Source organism: Paracoccus fistulariae (genome assembly GCF_028553785.1).
In the GTDB taxonomy this organism is placed as follows: Bacteria; Pseudomonadota; Alphaproteobacteria; order Rhodobacterales; family Rhodobacteraceae; genus Paracoccus; species Paracoccus fistulariae.
Window position 1 is genome coordinate 57,826 of the sequence record NZ_CP067137.1, and the last position, 23,347, is coordinate 81,172.

General features: G+C 62.3%; 24 protein-coding genes and 2 pseudogenes. 10 read left to right on the forward strand and 16 right to left on the reverse strand.

All coding sequences use genetic code 11. From position 1 onward, the window contains the following. Positions 1-350: 350 nt before the first annotated feature. On the forward strand, positions 351-1,592 hold the full coding sequence (locus JHX87_RS18205) for a CAP domain-containing protein (RefSeq protein WP_271886897.1): 1,242 nt from the start codon (positions 351-353) through the stop codon (positions 1,590-1,592). 66 nt (positions 1,593-1,658) lie between these two features. Here the strand turns inward: JHX87_RS18205 and JHX87_RS18210 are convergent, their stop codons facing one another. Both JHX87_RS18210 and JHX87_RS18215 read right to left on the reverse strand, forming a co-directional pair. Next, a complete protein-coding gene (locus tag JHX87_RS18210) occupies positions 1,659-1,811 on the reverse strand; it encodes a hypothetical protein (protein ID WP_271886898.1) in 153 nt (50 codons plus the stop codon). Positions 1,812-1,862: 51 nt separating this feature from the next. Further along, positions 1,863-2,435, reverse strand: a pseudogene (locus JHX87_RS18215) (plasmid pRiA4b ORF-3 family protein). On the opposite strand from JHX87_RS18215, the gene JHX87_RS18220 reads away from it, so the two are divergent. Further along, entirely contained in the window at positions 2,319-2,666 is a 348-nt protein-coding gene (locus JHX87_RS18220; protein ID WP_271886900.1) for a hypothetical protein, read from the forward strand. The pseudogene JHX87_RS18215 and the gene JHX87_RS18220 overlap by 117 nt on opposite strands. Positions 2,667-2,687: 21 nt before the next feature. Here JHX87_RS18220 and JHX87_RS18225 read toward each other — a convergent pair whose 3' ends face one another. The 4 genes and pseudogenes from JHX87_RS18225 to JHX87_RS18240 form a co-directional block, all read right to left on the reverse strand. Then, positions 2,688-3,620 (reverse strand): IS5 family transposase, encoded by a 933-nt coding sequence (locus tag JHX87_RS18225; RefSeq protein ID WP_271886989.1) that lies wholly within the window; start codon positions 3,618-3,620, stop codon positions 2,688-2,690. A gap of 143 nt (positions 3,621-3,763) precedes the next feature. Then, positions 3,764-3,973, reverse strand: coding sequence for a hypothetical protein (locus JHX87_RS18230; RefSeq protein ID WP_271886984.1), 210 nt, complete (start codon positions 3,971-3,973; stop codon positions 3,764-3,766). A 74-nt stretch (positions 3,974-4,047) separates the two neighbouring features. Continuing rightward, the gene (locus JHX87_RS18235; protein WP_271886983.1) at positions 4,048-4,530 is read right to left on the reverse strand and encodes a hypothetical protein; all 483 of its coding nucleotides are present in this window, start codon (positions 4,528-4,530) and stop codon (positions 4,048-4,050) included. 70 nt (positions 4,531-4,600) lie between these two features. Then, positions 4,601-5,431 (reverse strand): annotated as a pseudogene (locus JHX87_RS18240) (IS481 family transposase); the annotation flags it as partial. Between the two features lie 65 nt (positions 5,432-5,496). Between JHX87_RS18240 and JHX87_RS18245 the strand changes: the two are divergent. After that, positions 5,497-6,686, forward strand: a protein-coding gene (locus JHX87_RS18245) for an IS3 family transposase (protein ID WP_140849566.1) whose coding sequence is annotated in 2 segments (ribosomal slippage) — positions 5,497-5,749 and positions 5,749-6,686 — 1,191 coding nt in all. Because the reading frame shifts where the segments join, the coding sequence is not laid out codon by codon here. Positions 6,687-6,843: 157 nt separating this feature from the next. Here the strand turns inward: JHX87_RS18245 and JHX87_RS18250 are convergent. Beyond that, a complete protein-coding gene (locus JHX87_RS18250; protein WP_272833674.1) occupies positions 6,844-8,058 on the reverse strand; it encodes an IS256 family transposase in 1,215 nt (404 codons plus the stop codon). A 246-nt stretch (positions 8,059-8,304) separates the two neighbouring features. Between JHX87_RS18250 and JHX87_RS18255 the strand changes: the two genes are divergently transcribed. After that, a complete protein-coding gene (locus JHX87_RS18255) occupies positions 8,305-8,775 on the forward strand; it encodes a hypothetical protein (RefSeq protein ID WP_271886831.1) in 471 nt (156 codons plus the stop codon). Positions 8,776-8,962: 187 nt separating this feature from the next. On the opposite strand, the gene JHX87_RS18260 is transcribed toward JHX87_RS18255, so the two are convergent. The 6 genes from JHX87_RS18260 to JHX87_RS18285 all read right to left on the reverse strand — a co-directional run bounded on the left by JHX87_RS18260 (position 8,963) and on the right by JHX87_RS18285 (position 15,027). Next, positions 8,963-9,271, reverse strand: coding sequence for a hypothetical protein (locus JHX87_RS18260; protein ID WP_271886830.1), 309 nt, complete (start codon positions 9,269-9,271; stop codon positions 8,963-8,965). A 442-nt stretch (positions 9,272-9,713) separates the two neighbouring features. Next, entirely contained in the window at positions 9,714-11,198 is a 1,485-nt protein-coding gene (locus tag JHX87_RS18265; protein ID WP_271886829.1) for an inorganic phosphate transporter, read from the reverse strand. Positions 11,199-11,471: 273 nt separating this feature from the next. Further along, a complete protein-coding gene (locus JHX87_RS18270; RefSeq protein WP_271886828.1) occupies positions 11,472-12,233 on the reverse strand; it encodes an ATP-binding cassette domain-containing protein in 762 nt (253 codons plus the stop codon). Continuing rightward, entirely contained in the window at positions 12,230-13,183 is a 954-nt protein-coding gene (locus tag JHX87_RS18275) for an iron chelate uptake ABC transporter family permease subunit (RefSeq protein WP_271886827.1), read from the reverse strand. Before JHX87_RS18275 ends, JHX87_RS18270 begins: the two co-directional genes overlap by 4 nt. Beyond that, positions 13,180-14,106, reverse strand: coding sequence for an ABC transporter permease (locus JHX87_RS18280; RefSeq protein ID WP_271886826.1), 927 nt, complete (start codon positions 14,104-14,106; stop codon positions 13,180-13,182). The genes JHX87_RS18275 and JHX87_RS18280 overlap by 4 nt, the downstream gene beginning before the upstream one ends. A gap of 18 nt (positions 14,107-14,124) precedes the next feature. Further along, the gene (locus JHX87_RS18285) at positions 14,125-15,027 is read right to left on the reverse strand and encodes a siderophore ABC transporter substrate-binding protein (protein WP_271886825.1); all 903 of its coding nucleotides are present in this window, start codon (positions 15,025-15,027) and stop codon (positions 14,125-14,127) included. Positions 15,028-15,247: 220 nt separating this feature from the next. On the opposite strand from JHX87_RS18285, the gene JHX87_RS18290 reads away from it, so the two are divergent. Together JHX87_RS18290 and JHX87_RS18295 are read left to right on the forward strand one after the other, a co-directional pair. Next, entirely contained in the window at positions 15,248-15,784 is a 537-nt protein-coding gene (locus JHX87_RS18290) for a gluconokinase (protein ID WP_271886824.1), read from the forward strand. Positions 15,785-15,903: 119 nt separating this feature from the next. Next, positions 15,904-16,059, forward strand: a complete 156-nt coding sequence (locus JHX87_RS18295; protein ID WP_271886823.1) for a hypothetical protein — start codon at positions 15,904-15,906, stop codon at positions 16,057-16,059. Between the two features lie 177 nt (positions 16,060-16,236). Here the strand turns inward: JHX87_RS18295 and JHX87_RS18300 are convergent, their stop codons facing one another. Continuing rightward, positions 16,237-17,322 carry a DUF475 domain-containing protein gene (locus JHX87_RS18300; RefSeq protein WP_271886822.1) on the reverse strand — a complete coding sequence of 362 codons (1,086 nt, stop codon included), beginning with the start codon at positions 17,320-17,322 and terminating at the stop codon, positions 16,237-16,239. A 167-nt stretch (positions 17,323-17,489) separates the two neighbouring features. Beyond that, a complete protein-coding gene (locus JHX87_RS18305) occupies positions 17,490-17,954 on the reverse strand; it encodes an energy transducer TonB (protein WP_271886821.1) in 465 nt (154 codons plus the stop codon). A gap of 205 nt (positions 17,955-18,159) precedes the next feature. Here JHX87_RS18305 and JHX87_RS18310 point away from each other — a divergent pair, with 205 nt between their 5' ends. Next, a complete protein-coding gene (locus JHX87_RS18310) occupies positions 18,160-19,107 on the forward strand; it encodes a DMT family transporter (protein WP_271886820.1) in 948 nt (315 codons plus the stop codon). Between the two features lie 53 nt (positions 19,108-19,160). Then, positions 19,161-20,114, forward strand: a complete 954-nt coding sequence (locus JHX87_RS18315; RefSeq protein ID WP_271886819.1) for a helix-turn-helix domain-containing protein — start codon at positions 19,161-19,163, stop codon at positions 20,112-20,114. A gap of 5 nt (positions 20,115-20,119) precedes the next feature. Here the strand turns inward: JHX87_RS18315 and JHX87_RS18320 are convergent, their stop codons facing one another. After that, positions 20,120-20,491 carry a SecDF P1 head subdomain-containing protein gene (locus JHX87_RS18320; RefSeq protein ID WP_271886818.1) on the reverse strand — a complete coding sequence of 124 codons (372 nt, stop codon included), beginning with the start codon at positions 20,489-20,491 and terminating at the stop codon, positions 20,120-20,122. Positions 20,492-20,792: 301 nt separating this feature from the next. Between JHX87_RS18320 and JHX87_RS18325 the strand changes: the two genes are divergently transcribed. Then, complete coding sequence (locus JHX87_RS18325) at positions 20,793-22,241, forward strand: FAD-linked oxidase C-terminal domain-containing protein (protein WP_272833953.1); 1,449 nt, start codon at positions 20,793-20,795, stop codon at positions 22,239-22,241. After that, the gene (locus JHX87_RS18330) at positions 22,238-23,347 is read left to right on the forward strand and encodes an FAD-binding protein (protein ID WP_271886817.1); all 1,110 of its coding nucleotides are present in this window, start codon (positions 22,238-22,240) and stop codon (positions 23,345-23,347) included. Before JHX87_RS18325 ends, JHX87_RS18330 begins: the two co-directional genes overlap by 4 nt.

The window sequence follows — 23,347 nt, forward strand, 5'->3', positions numbered from 1 at the left end:
TTGAGGGGAAAATTTTATGCGCCTGCAGCTTGTGGTCAAGCCATTGCGCACCCGGAATACGATAATAACTTCCGCGAACGTAATGTATCGCCCTGTATCTGTCCGAATTCAAGCCGGAAAATTGCACATGTCGCATTTGTCTTGCATCGATGCCTCCAGATTATTCCACACCTCTGAGGTCGGCGTTGTTGCGGCGCCTCTTTCGGGGAAGGCAGGGGGCTATCGGCGGGGCTTTGCTGTCTGAACGCACCGCCTGCGGCAATATCTTGCATTGTAACTAAAAAAAGAGGGGCGCCCGGCGCAAAAAAGGTTAGAGAGGCAGCAAATTCGTCCAACTGCCGAGGTTTTTGATGGCATCCGCTACCGCCGATGAACGTTATTTCGTCTCTTTGATCAATCAGGCCCGTCAGGACCGGAACCTGTCGACGCTTCAAATCGAAAAATCGCTGAATCGCGCCTCGGACAGTCACAGCGCCTGGATGCTGGACACCGATACTTTCTCTCATACCGGGCAGGGGGACAGTTCGGCCACCGACCGGATGCGGGATGCCGGCTTCGATTTTTCGGGCAGCTGGGTATCGGCCGAGAATATCGCCTATGTCAGCGTCAACAACGACGGATCCTACCGCGATGAGATCGACACCCTGCACCAGATGCTGATGGACAGCCCCGGCCATTACGCGAATATCACCAATACCAGCGTCGGCCTGATCGGGGTCGGGCTGAAGGTCGGCGAATTCAACGGCTACACCGTGCTGATGGCGACGCAGAATTTCGCGAAAACGGATGGCCAGATCGACCTGGATCCCGGCGCGGTCTCGCCCGTCAATACGCCCGGGGTGAATGCCGCCGGGCAGGGTCGCGCGGGCTGGCTGAACGATTTTGACGGACGGGTCTTCACGCGCGATGGCGACGGCACCGGTCGGAACGACGATTTCCGCCTGAACGCGGCCGACAACCTTGCCAGAGGCCGGGGCGGCGATGACTGGATGGCGGGGCGCGGCGGAAATGACACCCTGCTGGGCGGCGCGGGCGATGACCGGCAACTGGGGCATGCCGGGGCGGATGTTCTGGGCGGCGGCCATGGCGCGGATACCTTGCTGGGCCATCGTGGCGACGACCGGCTGATTGGAAATGCCGGTGATGATCTGATGCGCGGCGGCGGCGGTCGCGACAAGATGTTCGGCGGGCTGAACGATGACCGCATGTTCGGCGATAACGGCAATGACCGGATGTTCGGTGGCCGGGGCGCTGACTGGCTGAATGGCGGCAATGGCGCCGATTTTGTGAACGGCGGACCCGGCAATGACACGCTGCGCGGCGGAAAGGGCAATGACGTGCTTGTGGGCGGTGGCGGCGCGGACAGCTTTGTCTTTCGCGAAGGCGACGGTCGCGACAAGATCAACGGCTTTGTCGCGGGTCAGGACCGGCTGATGATCGATGAGGGCCTGCTCTCAGGCGGCATGAACGCGGCAGATATCGGCGAAACGCCCCGTGGCATTGCCGTGGATTTCGGAAATGGTGATGTGCTGCTGGTCCGGGGGCCGGATCTGGACGCCGATGACGTTATCGGAAGCATCTTCCTCGTCTGATCCTGGTCACAGGCGCGAATACAAAAAGGCCCGGCGCGAACCGGGCCTTGGCAGTCGATAATCCGATTACAGCTGGATCGGCTTTCCGTCCTCTTCCTGCTCTTCCAGAACGGGGACCAGCGCCGCATTGGCGGACATCCAGACCTTGCCGCCTTCGGTCGAGCCGACATCGTTCAGCGGAATATAGCGATGCGTCCTGGTCTCGACGCCATGCGCCATCACAGCCGCCAAGGAGAGTAAGCATTCGGCGTAGGCTGTAGCGGCTGGCTTTTATTTCGTCTCTGCCTTGGGTTTGCGAGGTCGCGGAGCCCATTTCTTGGCAAGTCGGTCGAAGCTCTCGATGATGCTGTCAGTTTCGGCATCTCCGGGGTCGAAGTCTACTCCCGAGCACCGCACCATGTCCTCGTGTTGCTCGTGGTCAGGATCGGCGAGAGCTTCGAGGAACTCTTCGTAGCCCCAGGCGCCGCCGACATCCTCGGGCGGACAGGCGCCGGTGGCCTTCAGCAGCCGGGGCTAGCTGACGCCCGGCGTAGCATCGTTTACCCGCTCGATCCGGATACTGTGGTCCCAGTCATCGCCGAAGTCGTAGACATACTGGATCGTCCTGGTGGCGGTGCCGTTGAGCAGCTTTTCCAGGGTCATCTTCTTCGCATCCATGGGACCGTCGTAGAACCCTTCCGGGTCGGGCAGTCCCCAACCGGCATCACCGACGCGGAACTCGTAGAGATGGGAGACGGCCCTCGCCGGAGCGTTACCAAGGAGATCGCCACCAAAGCTGACAAGCTGGACATGGAAAGCCGCGTGCTGGCAAACATCACCGAACGGCTCGAAGAACGCGACCAAAGATCAAAATGGGACTGGGTCACGCTGGCGGCAGCAATGCTCGTGGCGGCGGGATTGGCCGGAGCCGGGGCGGTGTATTTCGCCAAGGACCAGATCAGAGCAAACGACTTCGACCGCTCAGTCCGCCTCATCACCCAAGACGATGACGCCTATTGGTGCGGCCAAGCAAAAGGACAAATCATCAACAGCCAGTCAAACGGCATTGTTGCAGAAGTCGGCTTCAGGACATGATTGCCCTTTCCCCAGCTGAGTTCAGGCCACGCGTTCGATCTCGGCGGTGCCGAGGGCGTTGAAGCGGTTGATGAGAGCGATGCGGATGTGGATTTCGGCTGTCTGGCGGTCGGGGTCCCTCGAGGCGATCCGCTCGCCGAAGGATTTCAGGTTCCTCATCCGGGCCTCGACCCGGCTGCGGACATGATAGCCGGACCACCTTTTCCAGATCGTCCGGCCGAGGCGCCGGGTTGCCCTCAGGATGTCGTTGCGGGCCAAGGCGGCGGGGCAATCTTCCTTCCAGAGGCGGCCGTTTCTGCGGATGGGAATGATCCCTGTGCCACCGCGCGCGAGGATCGCCGAATGGCAACGACGAGTGTCGAAGGCGCCATCACCGGTAACGGTGCCGATTTCCTCGTCTTCCGGGATCTGGTCCAGAAGATCAGGGAGCACGGGGCTGTCGCCCTCGCGGCTAGAGGTGAATTCCACCGCCCTGATGTCGCCGGTCGCCGTGTCCATCGCCAGATGGACCTTGCGGTACTGGCGGCGGCGGTGGGTGCCATGCTTCCTCGCCAGCCACTCTCCGTCGCCCAGGAACTTGATCCCGGTGCTGTCCACCAGCAGGTTCAGAGGGCCCGGAGCCCGGCGCGACGAAAGCTGGACCGCGATTGTCTTCTGGCGGCGGCTGAGCGTGGAGAAGTCCAGGACCGGCCAGTCCAGACCAGCCACCTTGAGGATGCTGGCGACCATTCCGGTCGTTTGCCGAAGCGGCAGGCCGAAGAGCACCTTGATCATCAGGCAGAACTGGATGGCGGCGTCGGAGAAGACCGGCGGACGTCCGGGCTTGCCTGCCTTCGGCGCAAGCCAGTCCATGTCCCGGTCTAGCCAGACGAGCAGCGATCCGCGCCGCTTCAGCGCGTCGTTATAGGATTTCCAGTTGGTCGTACGGTACCGGGCAGGTTCGGGCTTGCTCATGGCAGGCTCTTAACCCACCGGATTCACGCCGTGAATCCCGGAAGCTGATGAGTTCTGCAACAACGCCCAGTCAAACGCAAAGTTCTGTGCAATTCATATGCCGAACTATGTCGAACCAGAACCGGCATCAGAGTGATTGAGAGTCAAACTCCCAACAAGCTCGCCCGGCCTTGGTAATACTCATAAATTTCAGGCAAGGACTCCAGAACCGGATCAGGCAGCGGGCTATACCCCGAAGCATTAGCAGCTGTTCTTGACACAAAGCCACAAGCATAACTTGCCAAGTCTAAAGCAGCAGACGCGGTTTCATTGTGCTGTATGCGCTCAAAAAATGCACCAAAGTCATGCTCCATATCTGGGTCTTCGATAAAGCGAATGAGTTGGGGCAGTTTATCGAATCGACCATCAAGGACTTCATATCCTAACGTCAGATAATCACAAACTGCCTTACTATGTCTTCTGGTTCATGCACCTTGTTCCACGCAGACATTGCCGTATCCAACAGAAACCGAGCTTGGTCAGATTCGTCTTCTTGAAGGAAGTTGCTCCAATCAGTCAATAATCTGCCCCCACGCACCGTGATGGAATCCACGCCCGGACGCACTGTTCCGCCTTCAGCCGTAATACGAACGTTCAAACCCGGATAACGTTCACTGAATTGGCGGATAACACCCGGAGTTGCCGTCGAGTTCCCCAATCCTTGGTAACAAACGTTACAGACACCCCCAGCATTCGAAATATGGATATTAACAGTGCGTCCATTGAGCTGTGAAGCTGTCAGACCAAAATTATCAATCTGCTGAGCGATACCGTTAAAAATATCTTCTTCTGCATGTCTCGATGCAATTGGATTTGGATTAGGTAATTTAATGGGCCGATTGGTACCGTAAAGATCATCAAGTGATTGCAAGCCGCCTTCCCGACGGAGAACTGGAGACAAACCTTCAAATGTTTGCCCCTGAAGCCCGGGAATATCAGTCCTAGTTGTTTAGTCCCGGCATCTGGTGGATCGGGTTAAGGATGAATCTATCTGGCTCTGATGTCCAGATCTTGCAGATGTATTCGTAAGGCATGAGACCGCTCAGGGTCTTGAGCCTTCGTGCGAAGTTGTAGGCCGCCATGAAGTCTGCGAGGTGGGTGCGTAGCTGGTCGTGGCTGTCGTAGTGGAAGCGCTTGACTGTGGCCTCCTTGATTGTGCGGTTCATTCGTTCGACCTGGCCGTTCGTCCATGGGTGGTTGGGCTTGGTCAGCCTGTGCTCGATCCCGTTTGCCTCGCAGATCATGTCGAAGCGCATCGGCCGGGAGTAGATGGTATTCCGGTTCCGCGGCTGCTCTGCGAACTGAATGCCGTTATCGGTGAGAATGGTGTGAACCTGGTAGGGCACAGCTTCGAGCATGTGCTGAAGGAATTCCCAAGCCGTCTTCCTGTCGGCCTTGTCGACGAGTTGGGTCACAGCGAACTTGCTCGTCCGGTCGATGCCGACGAACAAATATAATTTGCCTTCGGCGGTTTGCACCTCGGCGATGTCGATGTGGAAGAACCCTATAAGGTAGCGTTTGAATTTCGACCGCTTCGGTTTGTCTCCTTCCACATCAGGCAGACGCGAGATGCCATGTCGCTGCAGGCACCGGCGCAGCGCAGAACGGGTCAGGTGTGGGATCGAGGGCTGCAGAGCGTAAAGACAGTCATCCAGCGGCAGTAGCGTATGACGCCGGAATGCCACGACCATCGCCTCTTCGGCCTCGGTGAGGACGGTGGAACGCGGCTCGGACGGCCCGGTTTTCATATCCTCGACCGTTGCGCGCTTGCGCCTGACCTGCCCCGGGATTTTTCCTCCAGATGCGATTAGAGTCCGGCCCAACTTGAGGACGGACAATGAAGCGAACGAGATTCACGGACGAACAGATCATCGGCATCCTGGCAGAGCATGAGGCAGGCGCGAAGTGCGCTGACCTGTGCCGGAAGCACGGCATGTCGGAAGGCACCTTCTACAACTGGAAGGCCAAGTTTGGCGGCATGACGGTGTCGGAGGCGAAGCGGCTGAAGGGGCTCGAGGATGAGAACGCCAAGCTGAAGAAGCTGCTGGCCGAGCAGATGCTGGATCTGGCGGCGATGAAGGACCTGGTTGCAAAAAAGTGGTAGGGCCCGCCGTGAAGCGTGAAGCCGTTGCGTATCTTCGGGCCGAGCATGGCCTCTCGGAACGGCGGGCCTGTCACATCGTCGGCGCGGATCGAACGATGATCCGCTATCGATCCCGACGCGCGCCGGATACGGCGTTACGCGGTCGGTTGCGGGACTTGGCCAACGAGCGCCGGCGGTTCGGTTACCGGCGCTTGTTCGTATTGCTGCGCCGCGAGGGCGAGCCCTCGGGGATCAATCGGATCTATCGGCTCTACCGCGAAGAAGGGCTGACGGTGCGCAAGCGGAAGGCGCGGCGCAAGGCGGTCGGAACACGGGCCCCTATCCTGGTCGAGGCGCGGCCCAATGCACGCTGGTCGCTGGATTTCGTCCATGACCAGTTCGATTGCGGGCGAAGATTCCGGGTGCTGAACATCGTCGATGACGTGACCCGGGAATGTTTGGCGGCGATCCCGGACACCTCAATCTCGGGGCGGCGCGTGGCGCGAGAACTGGCCGCCCTGATCGAACGCCGCGGAAAGCCCGGGATGATCGTCTCTGACAACGGCACCGAACTGACCAGTAACGCGATCTTAACCTTTGCCGCCGATCGCGACATTGAGTGGCATTACATCGCCCCGGGCAAGCCGATGCAGAACGGATTTGTGGAAAGTTTCAACGGGCGGATGCGGGACGAGCTGCTCAACGAGACCATGTTCCGCAACCTGGCCCATGCCCGTATCGTGATCGCCGCCTGGGCTGCCGACTACAACACCGAACGCCCGCACTCGGCCTTGGACTACCAGACCCCGGCTGACTACGCGCGGACCCTGACCGCCGCAATCGCCCGCCCCGCTGCGCGAGATGAAAGCTCCGCGCGTCGGGCGATTGCTCAACCTGCGCCAATTGGCGTAAACACTAACCGGGCTCCGGTCGCGGCTGGATGAAAGTTCAGGGGCAGGTCACGCCACTTCGCAACGGTCTTGGGGTTGATGCCGAGCTCCCGGCTCAGCTGCGCGAGCGAAGTTTGCGATCATTCGGGCTGACCCGGGAGTGTCTGAAACTCTGTGTATCTGATGTGGCCCATGCGGTTTTCAGATACGTTCAGGCGTCGAAGCGCCCTGCGAACATTATGGCCAGCTGATTGCGGGCCGCAACCCATTCCCGGACCGCGCGGCCGCCCTTTTCGAAGTTGCGGATGGCGAGGAAGATCAGCTTCGTTGCGGCCTCCTCGGTTGGGAACGAGCCCTTGGTCTTCAGCGTTTTCCGCAGCACGCGGTTCAGCGATTCCACCGCATTCGTGGTGTAGATGATCTTCCGGATCGCCGCGCTGAAGGCGTAGAACGGGGTCACTTCCGCCCATGCCCGGCGCCAGGCCGGGGCGATGGATGGGTATTTCCCGGCCCATTTCTCCTCGAAGGCACCCAGTTGGCGGGCGGCCTGCTCAGCGGTGGGGGCCTCGTAAATCGGGCGCAGGTCGGCCGCCACGGCCTTGCGGTCCTTCCAGCTGCAGAAGTTCATCGAATGCCGGATCAGGTGAACGATGCAGGTCTGGACCGTGGTCTCGGGGAAGGCCGCAGTGATGGCCTCGGGGAAGCCCTTCAGCCCGTCCACGACCGCGATCAGGATGTCCTGAACGCCCCGGTTGCGCAGCTCATTCATCACCGACAGCCAGAACTTCGCGCCCTCGTTGTCGGCGATCCAGAGCCCCAGAACCTCGCGATCCCCTTCCCGGGTGACGCCCAAGGCGATGTAAACGGCCTTGTTTTTGACCATCCGGCTGTCAGCATCGCGGATCTTCACGCGCAGGGCATCGAAAATGACGATCGGATACATCCGGTCCAGCGCCCGGTGCTGCCACTCGCGGACCTCGTCCAGCACGGCATCCGTGACGCGGCTGATCAGGTCGGGCGAAACCCGCAGGCCGTAAAGATCTTCCAGGTGGGCCTGGATGTCCCGAACCGACAGCCCAGCAGCGTAAAGCCCGATGATCTTGTCATCCACCCCATCGATCCGGGTCTGGCCCTTCTTCACCAGCTCGGGCTCGAAGCTGCCCTCCCGGTCTCGCGGCACCGAAAGCGGCACCTCGCCGTCCGAGCCCTTCACCCTCTTCGTCGCGATCCCGTTCCGGCGGTTGGTCTGCTCAGCCGGCGGCTCCGCACCAGCCTCATAGCCCAGATGTGCCGTCAACTCGGCCCCGAGCATCCGCTCCATCAGCCGGATCTTCAGTTCCTTCATCAGTCCGGCGTCGCCCAGCAGATCCTCAGGCCGTTTGCAGCCTTTCAGCAGCTCGTCCAGCAGTTCGTTCGAAATCGTCATGGTCCTTGCTCCTCTCAGGAAGCATGGACCCAATCAGCCATCCACAGAAGACCGGACACTCTCGCTGACCCTCGAACCGATGGCGGGCCGACCCTAATTATTGCTGCTCTGACGGCGTGCGTGGTCGTGGCGCTGCCATGACGAACTTGTCCCATAGGGCATCCTTCCATTCCAAAGAAAGGATCGCACCATCAAACCCTGGGATCAAACACCTAAAAAAGAACAACAAAGACAGGTTTCAAATTCATGAGTGACAACCCCTCCCCTGCCGACAAAGACAAGATCGCCGATATTCTCGCGATCATCGTCGCAAAGGGCGACGAGCAAAAAGCCGCCCTCATCGAACTGGCTGACCAGACCCGCCAGACCAAAACCGTCCTCTCCGACGTCCTCGCGCAGCGCTCCGAATACGCCGCCGATATCCGCGACCTCAAAGCCGCCATCGACACAACCCGCCGTGCCCTCGACCCCAAGGCCCTCGCCGAGCATGTGGCCGACAACAACAACGCCTTCATGGGCGAGATCACCGAGAAGTTCGCCCGCGCCCTCAACGCCAACGCCAACGCGACCACGAGCTGCGCAACACAAACAGAGCCTTCGAGGCTCTGGCCAACAAGCTCCACTCGGAAACAGCCCTCCTCGCGGGCCTCGCTTCCCGCTTTGAGGCCCGCGACGAACGATCAAAATGGGATTGGATCACGCTGGCAGCGGGGATGATCATCGCCGCAGGACTGGCCGCAGCCGGGGCCGTCTATTTCACAAAACAGCAACTCGATACCGCAAACTTCCAAGACGCAATCCAACTCATCCAAAACGATGACGACGCCTACTGGTGCGGATCAGCGCGGGCTTCAATCGTGCAAGATCGGGACGGAACACATTACTGCGCAATCGCTATGCCAAACTACGTCGAACCAGAACCGGCTGACTGAGCGGCGGCTCTCGCCTCAATCCAATTGATTAGATCACTCGCGACCTTCCGTCCTGCAGAAGCCTGTTCGGCCTCCTCGACGGTAAACTTGATAAGTTCAAGTTCAACTTCAATACCCGTCAGATGATTGCGAATGTCCTTTTCTTCCACCGCAACAATTGTTTGTTCGGCTCTCTGAACGACTCGTTGTAACTCATCATTACTGACCAAACCTGACAGTTTCTTTTCGCAGGCATCCAGCAACTCAGACATCATATCAGGATAGATAAACGACCTACTCATGGCGAGCTATGCCTCAAAAATGGTGACAATGGTATTCCCGCCATTTTCCGTCACAACGCTGACATTTCCTGATCGGTAAATTGTCCTTTCGACACCGCCCACGACAGTTATGCTTGGCGTGCCTGAGCCGATCACCTCCTCGACCATATTGGGCGTTACATTCCGACCGGGACCGTCAGCGCCTACAGGGGTTCCCAGACCGCTTGGTTGCATACGATCAACCGCGTGACGGGAATACTGGCGATTTCCGATCTGGGCATAGGTCCGCCCGTCTATAGTAACTTTCGGGTAATCATTCCAACTACCCCAAAGCAAACCGCCTCCATTATTTGGGGCTATCGGCCATCACGAAGTCCTTTCCTTGCGCAAAGCCTGTCCCGGCTTCGCCAAGGTAACGCAGGGGCAGGCCGGTTGTTCCGGCGCGCCCCGGCTCACCCGCTGGTTACAGCGCGATCCTGGACAGCAGCCAGAACAGCACGCCTGACAGCAGCGCCGCCGCTGGCACGGTCACGATCCAGGCCGCGCCGATGGTCATCACATGGGACCGCCTGACCAACTTGCGCCGGCGGCGTTCATCGGCCGAGATCTGGTTTTCCGCGGGCAGCGCCATGCGAGCCTTTTGCAGGCGCCGCTCGGCATCCCATTCCCGGAAAAAGCCGACACCGAAGATCGCGCCCACCGCGATATGGGTCGAGCTGACGGGCAGGCCAAGGGCGCTGGCCAGGATCACCGTGATCGCCGCCGACAGGGCCACGCAATAGGCGCGCATCGGGTTCAGCTTGGTGATCTGGCTGCCGACCATGCGGATCAGCTTTGGCCCGAACAGGCAGAGCCCGAAGGAAATCCCGAAGGCCCCGATCAGCATGACCCATAGCGGGATCGAGACATCGCCCGCGAAATCGCCCGTGGTCGAGGCATGCACGATTGCCGCCAGCGGACCGACCGCATTGGCGACGTCATTGGCGCCATGGGCAAAGCTGAGCAGCGCGGCCGAAACGACCAGCGGAATCCCGAACAGCACTTTCAGCGATTTGTTGCGGTTCTCCAGCCCCTGCGACTGGCGGCGGGTGACCGGGATCATGATGCGCCAGCAGATCACGCCAATGACCAGACCCATCAGCAGCGCCATGCCGAAGGGCACATGGATCAGCCTTTTCAGCCCTTTCAGCACCAAATAGGCGGCAAAGGTTCCCGCCATCACGCCCACCAGCGCCGGCACCCAGACCCGCGCCGCCGCGATCTTGTCCTCGCGATAGATGATGCGTTCCTTGATGAACCACAGGAAAGCCGCCGCGATGACACCGCCCAGGACAGGAGAGATCACCCAGCTTGCCGCGATCGCGCCCATCTGGCCCCAATCGACCGCACCAAAGCCCGCCGCCGCGATGCCCGCGCCCATCACGCCGCCCACGACGGCATGGGTGGTCGAGACCGGCGCGCCGATCCAGGTCGCCAGGTTGATCCACAGGGCCGAGGCCAACAGCGCGGCCATCATCGCCCAGATAAAGCTAGCCTGCGTGTTCAGCGCCTCGGGCGCGACGATGCCCTTGGCGATTGTGGACACGACATCCCCGCCCGCGATCAGCGCGCCGGCGCTTTCGAAAATGGCGGCAATGGCGATGGCGCCGCCCATGCTCAGTGCATTGGCCCCGACCGCCGGTCCCATATTATTGGCGACATCGTTGGCGCCGATATTCAGCGCCATATAGGCGCCGAAGACGGCGGCGGTCACGACGATCATCGTCTGACTGGTCGATCCCAGCAACAGCGCGGCGGCCAGCCCGACCAGAACGATAAAGATGAATGCAATGCCCGGAGCGACAAGCGGGCGCGACACATAGGCCGCCGCATGTTCCAGGTTAGAGAACCGCCCAAGGTCGCGGTCCAGTGTTTCAAGGTGCCGGGCTTCTAGATCTTTGTCTGACATGGTCCGCCTTCCTGTTCGACGGCGTGCTAAGTGTCTTTGGCGCAAGGATCAATACAAGGATCGTTACAAAGACAGGGCAAATGCGACATGTTTGCAATGAACAAAAGGGGATTTACAATCTTAAGTTGTGGATCTAAATTAAAAAAACCCGCCATCGCTGGCGGGTTTGAACTGGTTAAAATCATTGCGCTCTGACATGCAATGGAAAACTAGCCCGTCAACGCCGCGTAGGCTTCACGGGTTCCGCACTTTTTTACCAAATTGCAATTTATTTCACACCGGCACGACAACCGGATGCTCGTTCAGCATCTGCACCGACAGGCCGGTGTCGAAAAGATCCGACAGATTCGCGGTCGTCATCGCCTCATGTCGCGGCGCAGAATGGATCAGCCGACCATCCTTCAGCCCCACGATCCAATCGGCATAGCGCGCGGCCATGCCCAGATCATGCAGCACGATCACCACCCCGCGCGCATCCGGTCCGGGCCGGGACAGGGCGTGCAACCGCTCCATGATATCGCGGGCATAGCGCGGGTCCAGCGCCGCCAGCGGCTCATCCAGCAGCATCCACGGCGTCGATTGCGCATAGGCCATGGCCACGAAGGCACGCTGCCTCTGGCCGCCCGAAAGGCTGTCCAGCTTGCGGTCCTGCAGCGCGCTCAGGTCAAACAGCGCCAGCGCCTCATCCACCAGATCGTGGTCGCGCGCCCTGGGCCGGCCCTGATGATGCGGCCAGCGGCCAAAGGCGACCAGATCGCGCACGCTGAGCCGGGGAACGATGGCGGGGCTTTGGGTCAACAGCGCGACCCGATGCGCGCGCTCCTGCGGTTTCATCCCGGTGATATCGGCACCGGCCACCTGAACCTGACCGGCATCCGGCGCCAGCAGCCCGGCCAGACAATGCAGCAGGGTGGATTTTCCCGCCCCGTTCGGCCCGATCACGGCGGTCAGCCCGCCTGCCGGGATCTGCGCGGTGACCTGCTGCAGGATCGGCTGACCGTCGCGTTTCAGGTCAAGGCTGTCGATACGGATCATGCCGGGCGCCTTTTCAGGACAAGGAACAGGAACAGAAGGCCGCCGAGGAATTCGACGATCACCGCCAGCGTGGACTGAAAGCCCAGCAGGCGTTCGAAGATGAACTGGCCGAAGACAAGGATCAGCGCGCCGACCGTGGCGGCGGCGGGGATCAGGATGCGATGGCGATAGGTCCCGATCGAGGCGGCAGCAAGGCTGGCCGCCAGCAGGCCCAGAAAGGTCACCGGCCCGGCCAGCGCCGTTGCCACCGCCACCAGCAGCGAAATCAGCGTCAGCGCCAGCAGCACCAGCCGGTCGTGATCCACGCCCAGCGACAGCGATTGCGACCGGCCAAGCGCGGCCACATCCAGCGACGGCGCGATGCGGATCGACAGCGCCAGCACAGCCAGAAAGATCGGCGCGGCAATGGCAAGCTGCGCGGGATCGACCGCGCCAAAGGTGGCGTAGGTGGCCTGCTGCACGACCGCGAATTCCGACGGGTCCAGGATCCGCTGCATGAAGCCCGAAAGCCCGCGCATCAGGATGCCGAAGATCACCCCGGTCAGTACCAGCCGCGTCATGTCATCGGCCCCGCGCCGCAGCACAAGGCTGAACAGCGCGACGGCTGCGGCCGTCATCAGCAGCGACTCGATCAGAAATTTCGGGATCTGCGGCAGGGTCACGAAACCGACGCCTCCCAGCAGGATGACCAGCGTCGTCTGCAACAGCACGAACAGCGCGTCGAACCCGACGATGCCCGGTGTCAGCAGGCGGTTATGCGCGACGGTCTGAAACATCACCGTCGCCGCGCCGACCGATGCCCCGACCAGCACCAGCGCCGCCAGTTTGGTCGCCCGCAGGCCAAGGATAAAGCCATAGGGCGCGCGCAGGCCCCAGACCATGAACAGCCCGGTCGCCAGCACCAGGCCCGCGACCAGCAGGGCCAGACGATATCGCGCGGGCAGGATCATCGGCTGCTTGCCTGCCTTGGCGCGGCATAAAGCATCCACAGGAACAGCCCCGCGCCAAGAACGGCGAAAATCGTGCCTGCCGGGATCTCATAGGGCCAGCGCACGACCCGCCCGATCAGATCCGCCGCCAGAACCGAGGCGCCGCCCAGAACCGCAATCGCGGGCAGGTTGGCGCGCAGGTTATCACCACGCCAGCGCGAGACGATATTGGGCACAACCAGCCCGACAAAGGGCAGCGCGCCAACCGTCACCACCACCGCCGCAATCGTGGCCGATACCACGCCCAGACCGACCAGCAGCGTCTGACGTGCGTTCAGGCCAAGGCTGCGGGCATAATCATCGCCCAGACCCAGAATTGTGATGCGATCCGCAGCCACGTAAAGCAGCCCCGCCATGACCGCGATCAGCCACAGCAGCTCGTATCGGCCGCGCAGCACGCCCGAAAATTCGCCCGCCTGCCAGATGCCCACATATTGCACCAGATCGGCGGTCCAGGCGAACCATGTCACACCCGCGCCCAGGATCCCGCCATAGATCAGCCCGACCAGCGGCAGCAGCATTGGATCCTGCCGGGGCACATGCCGCGACAGCAGCAGAAAGCCGAATGTCCCGACCAGCGCGGCAAGGCTGGCGACGATCATCTTGACCATCAGCGGCGCGCCCGGCGCGATCAGCGTCACCGCCAGCAGACCGGCCATCGCGGCCTCGGGCGTGCCGGTCAGGCCCGGCTCGACCAGACGGTTCTGCACCGCAAGCTGGACCACCGCGCCGGCCAGCGCCAGCCCGGCCCCGGCCAGCAGCGCCGCCGCCGTGCGCGGAATGCGGCTGACCATGACCAGCAGAGAGCTGTCGACATTGCCGCCCCGCAGATCGGCGGCACCGATCATCAGGCTGGCAAGGATCAGCAGCACAAGGCCGGACATGATCGCCGCACGCAGCACTTAGCTGTTCGCCGCGCCAAAAGCCTCGGTCACCTGCTTGAGCAGCAGGGTCAGCGATTGCACACCGCCGCTGGACAGATACAGCGCCGCCGGATCCAGATAGACGATCTGGCCCTTTTGACCGGCGGTCGTGCCAGCAACCAGCGGATTGTCCAGCGTCGCCGCTGCGGCCTCGCCCTCTTCTCCGATGGCGGCGCCGCGATCCAGAACCAGCAGCCAGTCGGGATTGGTGTCGGCGATGAATTCAAAGGACACGGCCTCGCCATGCGAGCCCTGCGTATCCAGGCCGCCGCGCGCCTCGGGCAGGTTCAGCGCGCTGTGCAGCCACCCAAACCGCGACCCCGCCCCATAGGCCGAGACCTTGCCGCCATTGGTCAGCAGGATCAGCGCATTGCCCTTGTTCGCGACAGCCGCGCGGGCATCCTGCAGCGCGGTATCCAGCTGGGCTTTCAGCTCTGCCGCCTGATCTTCCTTGCCAAACAGCGTGCCATAGCTGGTCAGGCGGGACTCGGCCTCTTCGAACAGCGCGTCTCCGGTGATGGTCATGTCCACGGTCGGCGCAATGCGCGACAGCGCATCGACCTGCGCGGCCGAGCGGCCACCGGCGATGATCAGATCCGGTCCCATGGCGGCCAGCGCCTCGAAATCGGGCTCGAACAGGGTGCCGACCTTGGTGCTATCGGCCAGCGCGGGCGCCAGGAAGGCGGGGGGCGTGATGTCGGGACCGGCGGTCACGGTGACGCCAAGCGCATTCAGCGTATCGATGGCGGCCAGATCGAACACCGCCAGATTTTCGGGCGCGGGCGCAACCGCGACAGGGCCCGTTGCGGTGTCGATCTGGATATCCTGCGCATGCAGCGCCGTGGGCAAGGCCAGAGTCAGGGCAAAAATAGCAGCTTTCATCAAATCTCTCCTTCTGCAGAGGGGCAGACGCAGCTGACGTGACATGCTGGCGGACGCCGATTGCCCGATTTGTCGACTAAAGAAATCAGGATAGCGCGGGATGCAAGGGTCAGAAGCCGATATCGGCTCATATTTCTGTGCAGTGGGGCGATGGAAGGTTCTGCGCTTGTCCTTGCCTGTCACCTGTATTTAGACTGCACAAGATCAGGGGGAGGTTATCATGCAGGACGCCGCAGGGCACGACAGCGACCGCCAGCTATGCATCATGGTGATGGGGCCAAGCGGCGTCGGCAAGACCAGCATTTCACAGGGCATCGCCGATGCGCTTGGGGCGGCCTTTCTGGAGGGCGACGATTACCACCCCGAAAGCAATCGAAAGGCCATGGCCGACGGCCACCCGCTGACCGATGAGATGCGCTGGCCCTGGCTGAAGGCGCTGTCCGTGGCGGTGGTCGATTCGGCGCAAAGCCGTGCGACGGTGTTCTCTTGTTCGGCCCTGAAGCGCATTTATCGCGATTTCCTGCGCGACCATATCGACGGGCTGGAAATCGTCTACCTGCATGCCGATCATGATGTGATTCTGCAGCGCATGCAGGCGCGCGAGCATTTCATGCCGCCCTCGATGCTGGAATCGCAGCTGGCCACGCTTGAGGTTCCGACCGATGATGAAAACGCGATCACGCTGGATACGGAACACCCCGTCGAAACCTCGGTCCGGCACGCTTTGGACGACCTGAAAAAACGCGGAAAAATCTGACGCGGCGAAAGGGGGTTATGCGCCAGACGCAAACCCGCCTTGACGGATTTCGGCATACCGGATGCTGGCGCTAACGCCTAGATAGGTCGTGTCGCAACCAATCAGTGTCAGGACATCCCGTGATCCGTATCGCCCGTAATTTTTCGCACATGTTTTCCGCCTTCAACGCCGCGATCGAGCTGGCGGCGGCGGTGGAAAACCATCGTGCGCCCTCAGCCCGCGCGCTTCGGGTACTGGGCATTCCGGAACAGCAGTTCCGGGCAGTGAATTACTGATCACGGAAAATTTTTCATCGAGGCTGTAACATCATCTTAATATGCTGCGACTAGGCTCGCGGCATATCCAGTTGAATGCCTCGTTTACAGAGTAAGCTGTTACCAAACGGTTAACGATTGCTGTTTTGTTTACGAGTGTCGCCCGCGCCTTGGGATCAGGCGCGGGCGCGTTAATTTTCAGTGCACCTCGGCCCCTGCGGGATCGCTGCGATTGGCCCGGATCGAAGACCACAGCGACAGCCCGATCAGGCAGGCCCCGCCAAGCCCGGTGACAACCTCGGGGATCTTGACCAGCGATTGCGCGAACATGATCACCGACAGCGCCAGAATGGCATAGAAGGCGCCATGTTCCAGATAGCGGTAATTGGTCAGCGTGCCCTTTTCGACCAGCATGATCGTCATCGAGCGCACATACATTGCCCCGATGCCCAACCCGATGGCGATGATGAACAGGTTCTGCGTCAGCGCGAAGGCTCCGATGACGCCGTCAAAACTGAACGAGGCGTCCAGCACCTCCAGATAAAGGAACGCGCCCAGACCGCCCTTGGCCGCACCCGACATCGCCTGTTGCGAACTGTCCAGCAGACCGCCGACGACCTCGACGATCAGGAAGGTCAGCAGGCCCCAGATGGCCGCGCGGAAAAACACCTCGGCATTGCCCGGCTGCTGCAGGCGGCTGAAAATGATGATGGTGATCAGGACCAGCGCCACCTCGATCCCGCGGATGCTGGCATGGCGGGCCAGATGGCTTTCCAGCCACCTCATCCAATGCACGTCCTTTTCGTGGTCAAAGAAGAAGGACAGGCCGACCATCATCAGGAATGCGCCCCCGAAGGCCGCGATGGGCAGATGGGCGTCATGCATGATCTCGGCATAGCGTTCGGGCTGCACCGCCGCCATGACCAGCGCGTCCCAGGGTCCGATCTTGGCCGCGATCACCACGATCAGCAGCGGAAAGACGATACGCATGCCGAAGACGGCAATGATGATGCCCCAGGTCAGAAAGCGATGCTGCCATTTCGGCGTCATGTCTTTCAGCTTGTTGGCGTTGACGATGGCATTGTCGAAGGAAAGAGAGATTTCCAGCACCGCCAGCACCGCGCAGATGAAGAACACGCTTAGCATGCCGCCAATGGTGCCTTCGGTTCGCCAGCCCAGCCACAGGCCCAGCATCAGGCCGATGACCGTGACGATAAAGGCCCAGCGAAAATATCCGAGCACCGAGGTACCCGACGCGCCCTGTGAAGTTGCGTTATTGCTCATGTGAAAAGATCGAGTCCGGCGGCTGACATGGTTTCGGCTGCCGACATCACGAATGCGCCGCCACATCCGCCAGAGGGGCCCGGTCGCCGTACCCTGCCCGTAAGCGGGCCAACGACCGGACTGTAACTTTTTTCCGCCCTGCGTTCAAGAAGCCGTGTCCGGGCCGCTTAATCCAGCAGACCCTTGCCATTGATCTTGTCGCCGCCGAACCAGTTCCGGTCCGTCTGCGACACCGCCACCACGCTGACGCGCGGCATATCCTGACGCGGCATGTCGGCGGTAAAGGCGGGCAACGGGCCGGCGCGCAACACATAGCTGAGCGCGCGACTGTCGAAACTGGGAGAGCCGGACGACCGGGCCACGCGGATATCCTTGATCCGCCCGTCGGGCGCGATCGCATAGGTCAGGATCGCGGATTTCGGCGGGGTCAGTTTCTGCCGCTGCGCCAGCAGGGTCATCTGGTTGGATGAGGCATCCAGACGCGCCTGCACCTGTTTTTCCCAATCCGCGCCATTGGCCGGTTTCCCGGGCGGGCGCGTGGTCGCTGAGGATGTGTCGGCGCTGTCTCCGCAAGCGGCCAGCATGGTCGAAAGGCCAAGCGCCGCGGCGATGGCAAATGCTTTGATTTTCATGGTTTCTCTGCTCGTTTTTTTCCAGCAGAGCGTGAAATTCCGATTCGGGGCAAACGGAATCTCGCAAGGTGGTGAATCTTTGTGACGGGGCGCTGTGTTCCGGCCACAGGGACGATGAATATTTCCCGAAATCAGCATATTGATCCCCACCGGCCGCGGGCTTATCCAGCGGTGACACCCTCATCCCCAGTTGCGGAGCGCGGCAATGTCCCTGCCCCACCCCTCGCCCCTGCGTGGCATCCTGCTGAAATGCTGCAGCGTGACCGTGTTCACGCTGATGGCGGCCATCGTGAAGGCGACGGCCGATCCGCAGGGCGGCGTCGCGGTGCCCGCCGGGCAACAGGTCTTTTTCCGCTCGCTTTTCGCGATTCCCGTGATCCTGATCTGGCTGGCCATGCGGCACGACCTGCGGGACGGGCTGAAGACCTTTCGGCCGATGGGACATTTCTACCGGGGAATCATCGGCACGACGGCGATGTTCCTGGGCTTCTGGGCGCTGGCCCTGCTGCCCCTGCCCGAGGCGACCGCGATCAACTATGCCGCGCCGCTGCTGGTGGTGATCTTCGCCGCGATGTTCCTGGGCGAGGATGTGCGCCTGTTCCGCCTGTCCATGGTGGGGCTTGGGCTGCTGGGCGTGCTGGTGGTGCTGTCGCCGCAACTCAGCACGGGCGCGACCGCCGATCCGCTGCGGATGCTGGGCGCCTTTGCGGCGCTTGGCGGGGCGGGCTGCGCGGCGCTGGCGCAGATTTTCGTGCGCAAGCTGGTGCAAGAGGAAAAGACTTCGGCGATTGTCTTCTGGTTCTCGATCACCTCGACCCTGCTGGGGCTGGCCACCCTGCCCTTTGGCTGGGTCATGCCGGATCCGACCACCGCTGCGCTGCTGGTGCTCAGCGGCATTCTGGGCGGGTTGGGCCAGATCCTTCTGACATCCTCCTATCGCTATGCCGATGCGTCGCTGATCGCGCCCTTCGAATATGTCTCGATGCTGCTGGCGGTGCTGATCGGCTGGTTCATCTTTGACGAGGCGCCGACCGCCACCGTCCTGATCGGCGCGGCGCTGGTCATTGTCGCGGGGATCCTGATCATCTGGCGCGAAAGACAGCTGGGCCTGCAACGCGCCCGTCAGCGCAAGGCCATGACCCCGCAGGGCTAGAGGGCGGGCTTTTGCGGCTTTCTTGATCCGCAGAACCGCGCTATTTTGCGGCTATGGCCGCGCCCGATCTGACAGAATTGCTGAACCCCGCCAGTTGGGCAGCCGCGCAGGCCGAGGCCGCGCTGCCACTGGCGCAGGCAGCCATGGCCGTGGGGCGGCTGGATCAGCAGATCGCCGCCCTGCCCCGGGATCGCCGGGCCGGCGCGATCACCCGGCTGGCCCTGACCGAGGTCGAGGCGATGCTTTGGGCGCAGGGCACGCCCTTGCGCCGCGAAGAGATCGGCCGCGACCTGATGGAGGCCCGCGCCAGCACCGATCTGGACGCGATGAAACAGGCCCGCTGGGCGATCCGCCGACTGGAAGGGCAGACACGGCTGGACGATCTGCGCAGCTTTCTGGCTCTGCACCGGCCTGACAGCGATCACCTGCCCCCGCCGCTGCACGGTCGGCCCACGGGCCGCGATTTCGATGACAGCGCGCGGGATTTTCTGGCGCTGGCGGATGGTTTCGCCGATCTGCACCCGATTGCGCGCGGCTGCGCCACCGGAACAGCCTGGCGCCTTGCGCAACTGTCCGCGCCCGAAGATCTGATCGAGGGCGCGGTCTGGAATGCCCGCAGCATGGCCGCCCCCTGCGAGGCGCTGTGCTTTCTGCCGCTGGGCCGACATGGCCGCCTGACCGCGCAGGGTGGCACGATTGCGGATCGCCTTGCCCGGCATCTGGACGCCGTCACACAAGGGGCGTCGGACGCGCGGCGCGATCTGTCGCGGCTGACGCTGTGGGCGCAGCAGGCCCGGCAGGCGACGGCGCAGATCAAGGGCCGCAACCCGGCCCGCATCATTGATGCGCTGATGGTTCAGCCGCTGATGACCACGGCCATGGTCGAGGAACAGGCAGGCATCAGCCGCGACACAGCCGAGCGGCTGTTGCGGCGCATGCAGCGGGACGGGCTGGTGCGAGAGATCACCGGCACGCGCCGGTTTCGCCTGTGGACCGCCGCCGCCTGACGGCGCTATTCGGCAGGCGCGGTCACACGCAGGAACAGATCGCCGCGCTGCAACTGATCGCGCATGCGTTGGACCTGTTCTTCTGGCAGGCCCAGCGGCAGCGACAATTGCCCGCTGGAGGCAAAGATCGCACCGCGCAGCGTCGGCGCGATCAGGACATTGTTTTCAAAGGAAATCGCCATACGCTCACCCACATGCATCCGGGTAAAGGTGGCAAAATCGCGCCCGCTTTGCGGCGCCAGAGTCACGCTGAGCGTCTTTCCCCCATCCGAGATCTGCCCGTTTGCCACGCGCAGATTCAGGCTTTCGGCCCAGGATGGCGCCGCCATCGACAGCAGCGCGAACACAGCGAAAAGGGCGCGTTTTGGGAATGGCATTCGGGTGTCTCTCTTATCGCATCTGTGACGCACGGGGCGCTATCGTCCAATAATCCAGCGGTTTAGACAAAATGGGCTGGAATTCGCTCATATAGGAGCGCCGATCCTGTTTCGATAGGGGGCGATATCAAGTTTTAATGAAAGAATTCATCTGGCCCGCCCGTCGCGCAAATCCGCCCGCCCCGACCCGTAAATCATGCTAATCTGCCGGACAGCGGCTTTCGCAACCGCCCGGCAGAACCACAATTGACGAACCCGGTAAATTTATCTTACCAATATCGCCAAGGAGAGAGGCACAGCCATGACCATCGCCATGCCGATACCCGATCAGGGTGTCATCGACCGCGGCCCTCAGATCGTCGCCGCGCTGCAGGCCATCCTGCCGCGCGACGCCGTGATCCACGACCCCGAAGAAACCCGTGCCTATGAATGCGACGCGCTGACCGCCTATCGCTGCCCGCCGCTGGCCGTGGTTCTGCCGCGCAGCACGGATGAGGTCGCGGCGATCATGCGGGTCTGTCACCAGATGGGCGTGCCGGTGGTGCCGCGCGGGGCGGGAACCTCTTTGGCCGGTGGGGCGCTGCCGACGGCGGACAGCATCATTCTGGGCACGATGCGCCTGCGCGATGTTCTGGAAATCGACCCCGACAACCGCTTTATCCGGGTCCAGACCGGCATCACCAATCTGGCCGTCAGCGCGGAACTGGAACCGCATGGCTTTTTCTATGCCCCCGATCCCTCCTCGCAACTGGCCTGCACCATCGCGGGCAATATCGCGATGAATTCGGGCGGGGCGCATTGTCTGAAATACGGCGTCACCACCAATAACCTGATGGGCGCCACCGTGGTCCTCTCCACCGGCGAGATCGTCGAACTGGGCGGGGCCGAGGCCGGTCCCGAAGCTCTGGATCTGTTGGGCCTCTTCTGCGGTTCGGAAGGGCAGCTTGGCGTCGTGACCGAGGCGACCTTGCGCATCCTGCCCCGCCCCGAAGGCGCGCGTCCGGTTCTGATCGGCTTTGACAGCGCCGAAGTGGCGGGCGAATGCGTGGCCAATATCATCCGCTCGGGCGTGATCCCGGTGGCGATCGAATATATGGACGAGCCCTGCCTGCGCGCGGTCGAAAGTTTCGCCAAGGCCGGCTATCCCGCCTGCAATGCCGTCCTGATCGTCGAGGTCGAGGGTTCGGCCGATGAAATCACCGACCAGATCGCCCGCATCCGCCAGATTGCCGATGCGCTGAACCCGGTCGAATTCCGCGAAAGCCGCAATGCGGATGAGGCCGCCAAGATCTGGAAGGGCCGCAAATCCGCATTCGGCGCCATGGGCAAGCTGGGCGATTACATCTGTCTGGATGGCACCGTGCCGGTGGGCCAACTGCCCTACACGCTGCGCCGCATCGGTGAATTGTCCCGCGAACACGGGCTGGAGGTCGCGAATGTCTTTCACGCGGGCGACGGCAATATGCATCCGCTGATCCTGTTCAATGCCAACAAGCCCGGCGATCTGGCCCGGGCCGAGGCCTTTGGCAACGATATCCTGCGGCTTTGCGTCGAGGTGGGCGGCTGTCTGACCGGCGAACATGGCGTCGGCATCGAAAAGCGCGATCTGATGGACACGCAATATGCGCCCGATGATCTGGCGATCCAGATGGAGATCAAGGATCTGTTCGACCCGCAATGGCTGCTGAATGCGGCCAAGGTCTTTCCGCTTCAGGCCAGCGCCGCCCATCGCGCCAGGGCCGCCGAATGACCGCGCTGCTGGATATGCTGGCCCCCGCCTCGGAAGAGGATCTGTCCCGCCTGATCGCGGAGCGGCGCGATCCGCTGAGGATCATCGGTGGCGGCACGCGTGTGGAACATGCCGGGGGCGACCGGCTCTCGACCGCCAATCTGTCAGGCGTCGTGACCTATTCCCCGGGGGAAATGACGCTGATCGCGCGCCCTGGCACCCCCCTGCCCGAGATCGAGACGATGCTGGCTGCCGAAGGTCAGGCGCTGGCCTTTGAGCCGCCGGACCTGCGGCAGGTTCTGGGCAGCAACGGCACGCCGACGCTGGGCGGCATGGTTGCCAGCAATGCCAGCGGCCCGCGCCGCGTCATGGCCGGCGCCTGCCGCGATCACCTGCTGGGCGTGCGCTTTGTCGATGGGCAGGGGCGGATCATCAAGAATGGCGGCCGGGTGATGAAGAATGTCACCGGGCTGGATCTGTCGAAGCTGCTGGCAGGGTCTTACGGCACCCTGGCCGTGCTGACCGAGGTCGTGCTGAAAACCCTGCCCCACCTGCCCGCCCGCGCGACGCTGGTCTTTGCCGGGGTCGATCCGGCGCGCGCGATACAGATCTTTTCCGCCGCGCTGGCCACCCCCTTTGATGTGACCGGCGCGGCATGGCGCGACGGCAATGCCTATCTGCGGGTCGAGGGGCTGGAGCGTCAGTTGATCTATCGCCGCGACCGGCTGCTGGCGTTGCTGGCCGAACACCGGCCCGATGTGCTGGATGATCGGCAGACGGTGACCCTGTGGCGCGATCTGCGTGATCTCGCCCATTTCACGGATCGCAAAGCGCCGCTGTGGCGGATCCTGACCAAACCGACCGAGGCCCCGGCGATCTGTGACCGGCTGCGGGAACTGGGCGGCACGTCCTCGATGGATTGGGGTGGTGGCCTGATCTGGTATCAGGGTCCGGGCAGCGCCGAACAGATCCGCAGTGTGGCGCCTCATGCCACGCTGATCCGCCGCGCCGGACTGTCCGGCCCGGCCTTTCCGCCGCAAACCGGCCCGATGGCGCGGTTGCAATCCGGCCTGCGGCGCAGCTTTGACCCGCATGGCATCCTGAACCCCGGCCTGATGGACGCCTGA

Bases quoted from the DNA above. Each gene is read 5' to 3' on its own strand.
- JHX87_RS18205 (WP_271886897.1), top strand. From the start codon at position 351: ATGGCATCCGCTACCGCCGATGAACGTTATTTCGTCTCTTTGATCAAT.
- JHX87_RS18210 (WP_271886898.1), bottom strand. From the start codon at position 1,811: ATGGCGCATGGCGTCGAGACCAGGACGCATCGCTATATTCCGCTGAAC.
- JHX87_RS18220 (WP_271886900.1), top strand. From the start codon at position 2,319: ATGGGAGACGGCCCTCGCCGGAGCGTTACCAAGGAGATCGCCACCAAA.
- JHX87_RS18225 (WP_271886989.1), bottom strand. From the start codon at position 3,620: ATGAGCAAGCCCGAACCTGCCCGGTACCGTACGACCAACTGGAAATCC.
- JHX87_RS18230 (WP_271886984.1), bottom strand. From the start codon at position 3,973: ATGGAGCATGACTTTGGTGCATTTTTTGAGCGCATACAGCACAATGAA.
- JHX87_RS18250 (WP_272833674.1), bottom strand. From the start codon at position 8,058: ATGACGATTTCGAACGAACTGCTGGACGAGCTGCTGAAAGGCTGCAAA.
- JHX87_RS18255 (WP_271886831.1), top strand. From the start codon at position 8,305: ATGAGTGACAACCCCTCCCCTGCCGACAAAGACAAGATCGCCGATATT.
- JHX87_RS18260 (WP_271886830.1), bottom strand. From the start codon at position 9,271: ATGAGTAGGTCGTTTATCTATCCTGATATGATGTCTGAGTTGCTGGAT.
- JHX87_RS18265 (WP_271886829.1), bottom strand. From the start codon at position 11,198: ATGTCAGACAAAGATCTAGAAGCCCGGCACCTTGAAACACTGGACCGC.
- JHX87_RS18270 (WP_271886828.1), bottom strand. From the start codon at position 12,233: ATGATCCGTATCGACAGCCTTGACCTGAAACGCGACGGTCAGCCGATC.
- JHX87_RS18275 (WP_271886827.1), bottom strand. From the start codon at position 13,183: ATGATCCTGCCCGCGCGATATCGTCTGGCCCTGCTGGTCGCGGGCCTG.
- JHX87_RS18280 (WP_271886826.1), bottom strand. From the start codon at position 14,106: ATGTCCGGCCTTGTGCTGCTGATCCTTGCCAGCCTGATGATCGGTGCC.
- JHX87_RS18285 (WP_271886825.1), bottom strand. From the start codon at position 15,027: ATGAAAGCTGCTATTTTTGCCCTGACTCTGGCCTTGCCCACGGCGCTG.
- JHX87_RS18290 (WP_271886824.1), top strand. From the start codon at position 15,248: ATGCAGGACGCCGCAGGGCACGACAGCGACCGCCAGCTATGCATCATG.
- JHX87_RS18300 (WP_271886822.1), bottom strand. From the start codon at position 17,322: ATGAGCAATAACGCAACTTCACAGGGCGCGTCGGGTACCTCGGTGCTC.
- JHX87_RS18305 (WP_271886821.1), bottom strand. From the start codon at position 17,954: ATGAAAATCAAAGCATTTGCCATCGCCGCGGCGCTTGGCCTTTCGACC.
- JHX87_RS18310 (WP_271886820.1), top strand. From the start codon at position 18,160: ATGTCCCTGCCCCACCCCTCGCCCCTGCGTGGCATCCTGCTGAAATGC.
- JHX87_RS18315 (WP_271886819.1), top strand. From the start codon at position 19,161: ATGGCCGCGCCCGATCTGACAGAATTGCTGAACCCCGCCAGTTGGGCA.
- JHX87_RS18320 (WP_271886818.1), bottom strand. From the start codon at position 20,491: ATGCCATTCCCAAAACGCGCCCTTTTCGCTGTGTTCGCGCTGCTGTCG.
- JHX87_RS18325 (WP_272833953.1), top strand. From the start codon at position 20,793: ATGACCATCGCCATGCCGATACCCGATCAGGGTGTCATCGACCGCGGC.
- JHX87_RS18330 (WP_271886817.1), top strand. From the start codon at position 22,238: ATGACCGCGCTGCTGGATATGCTGGCCCCCGCCTCGGAAGAGGATCTG.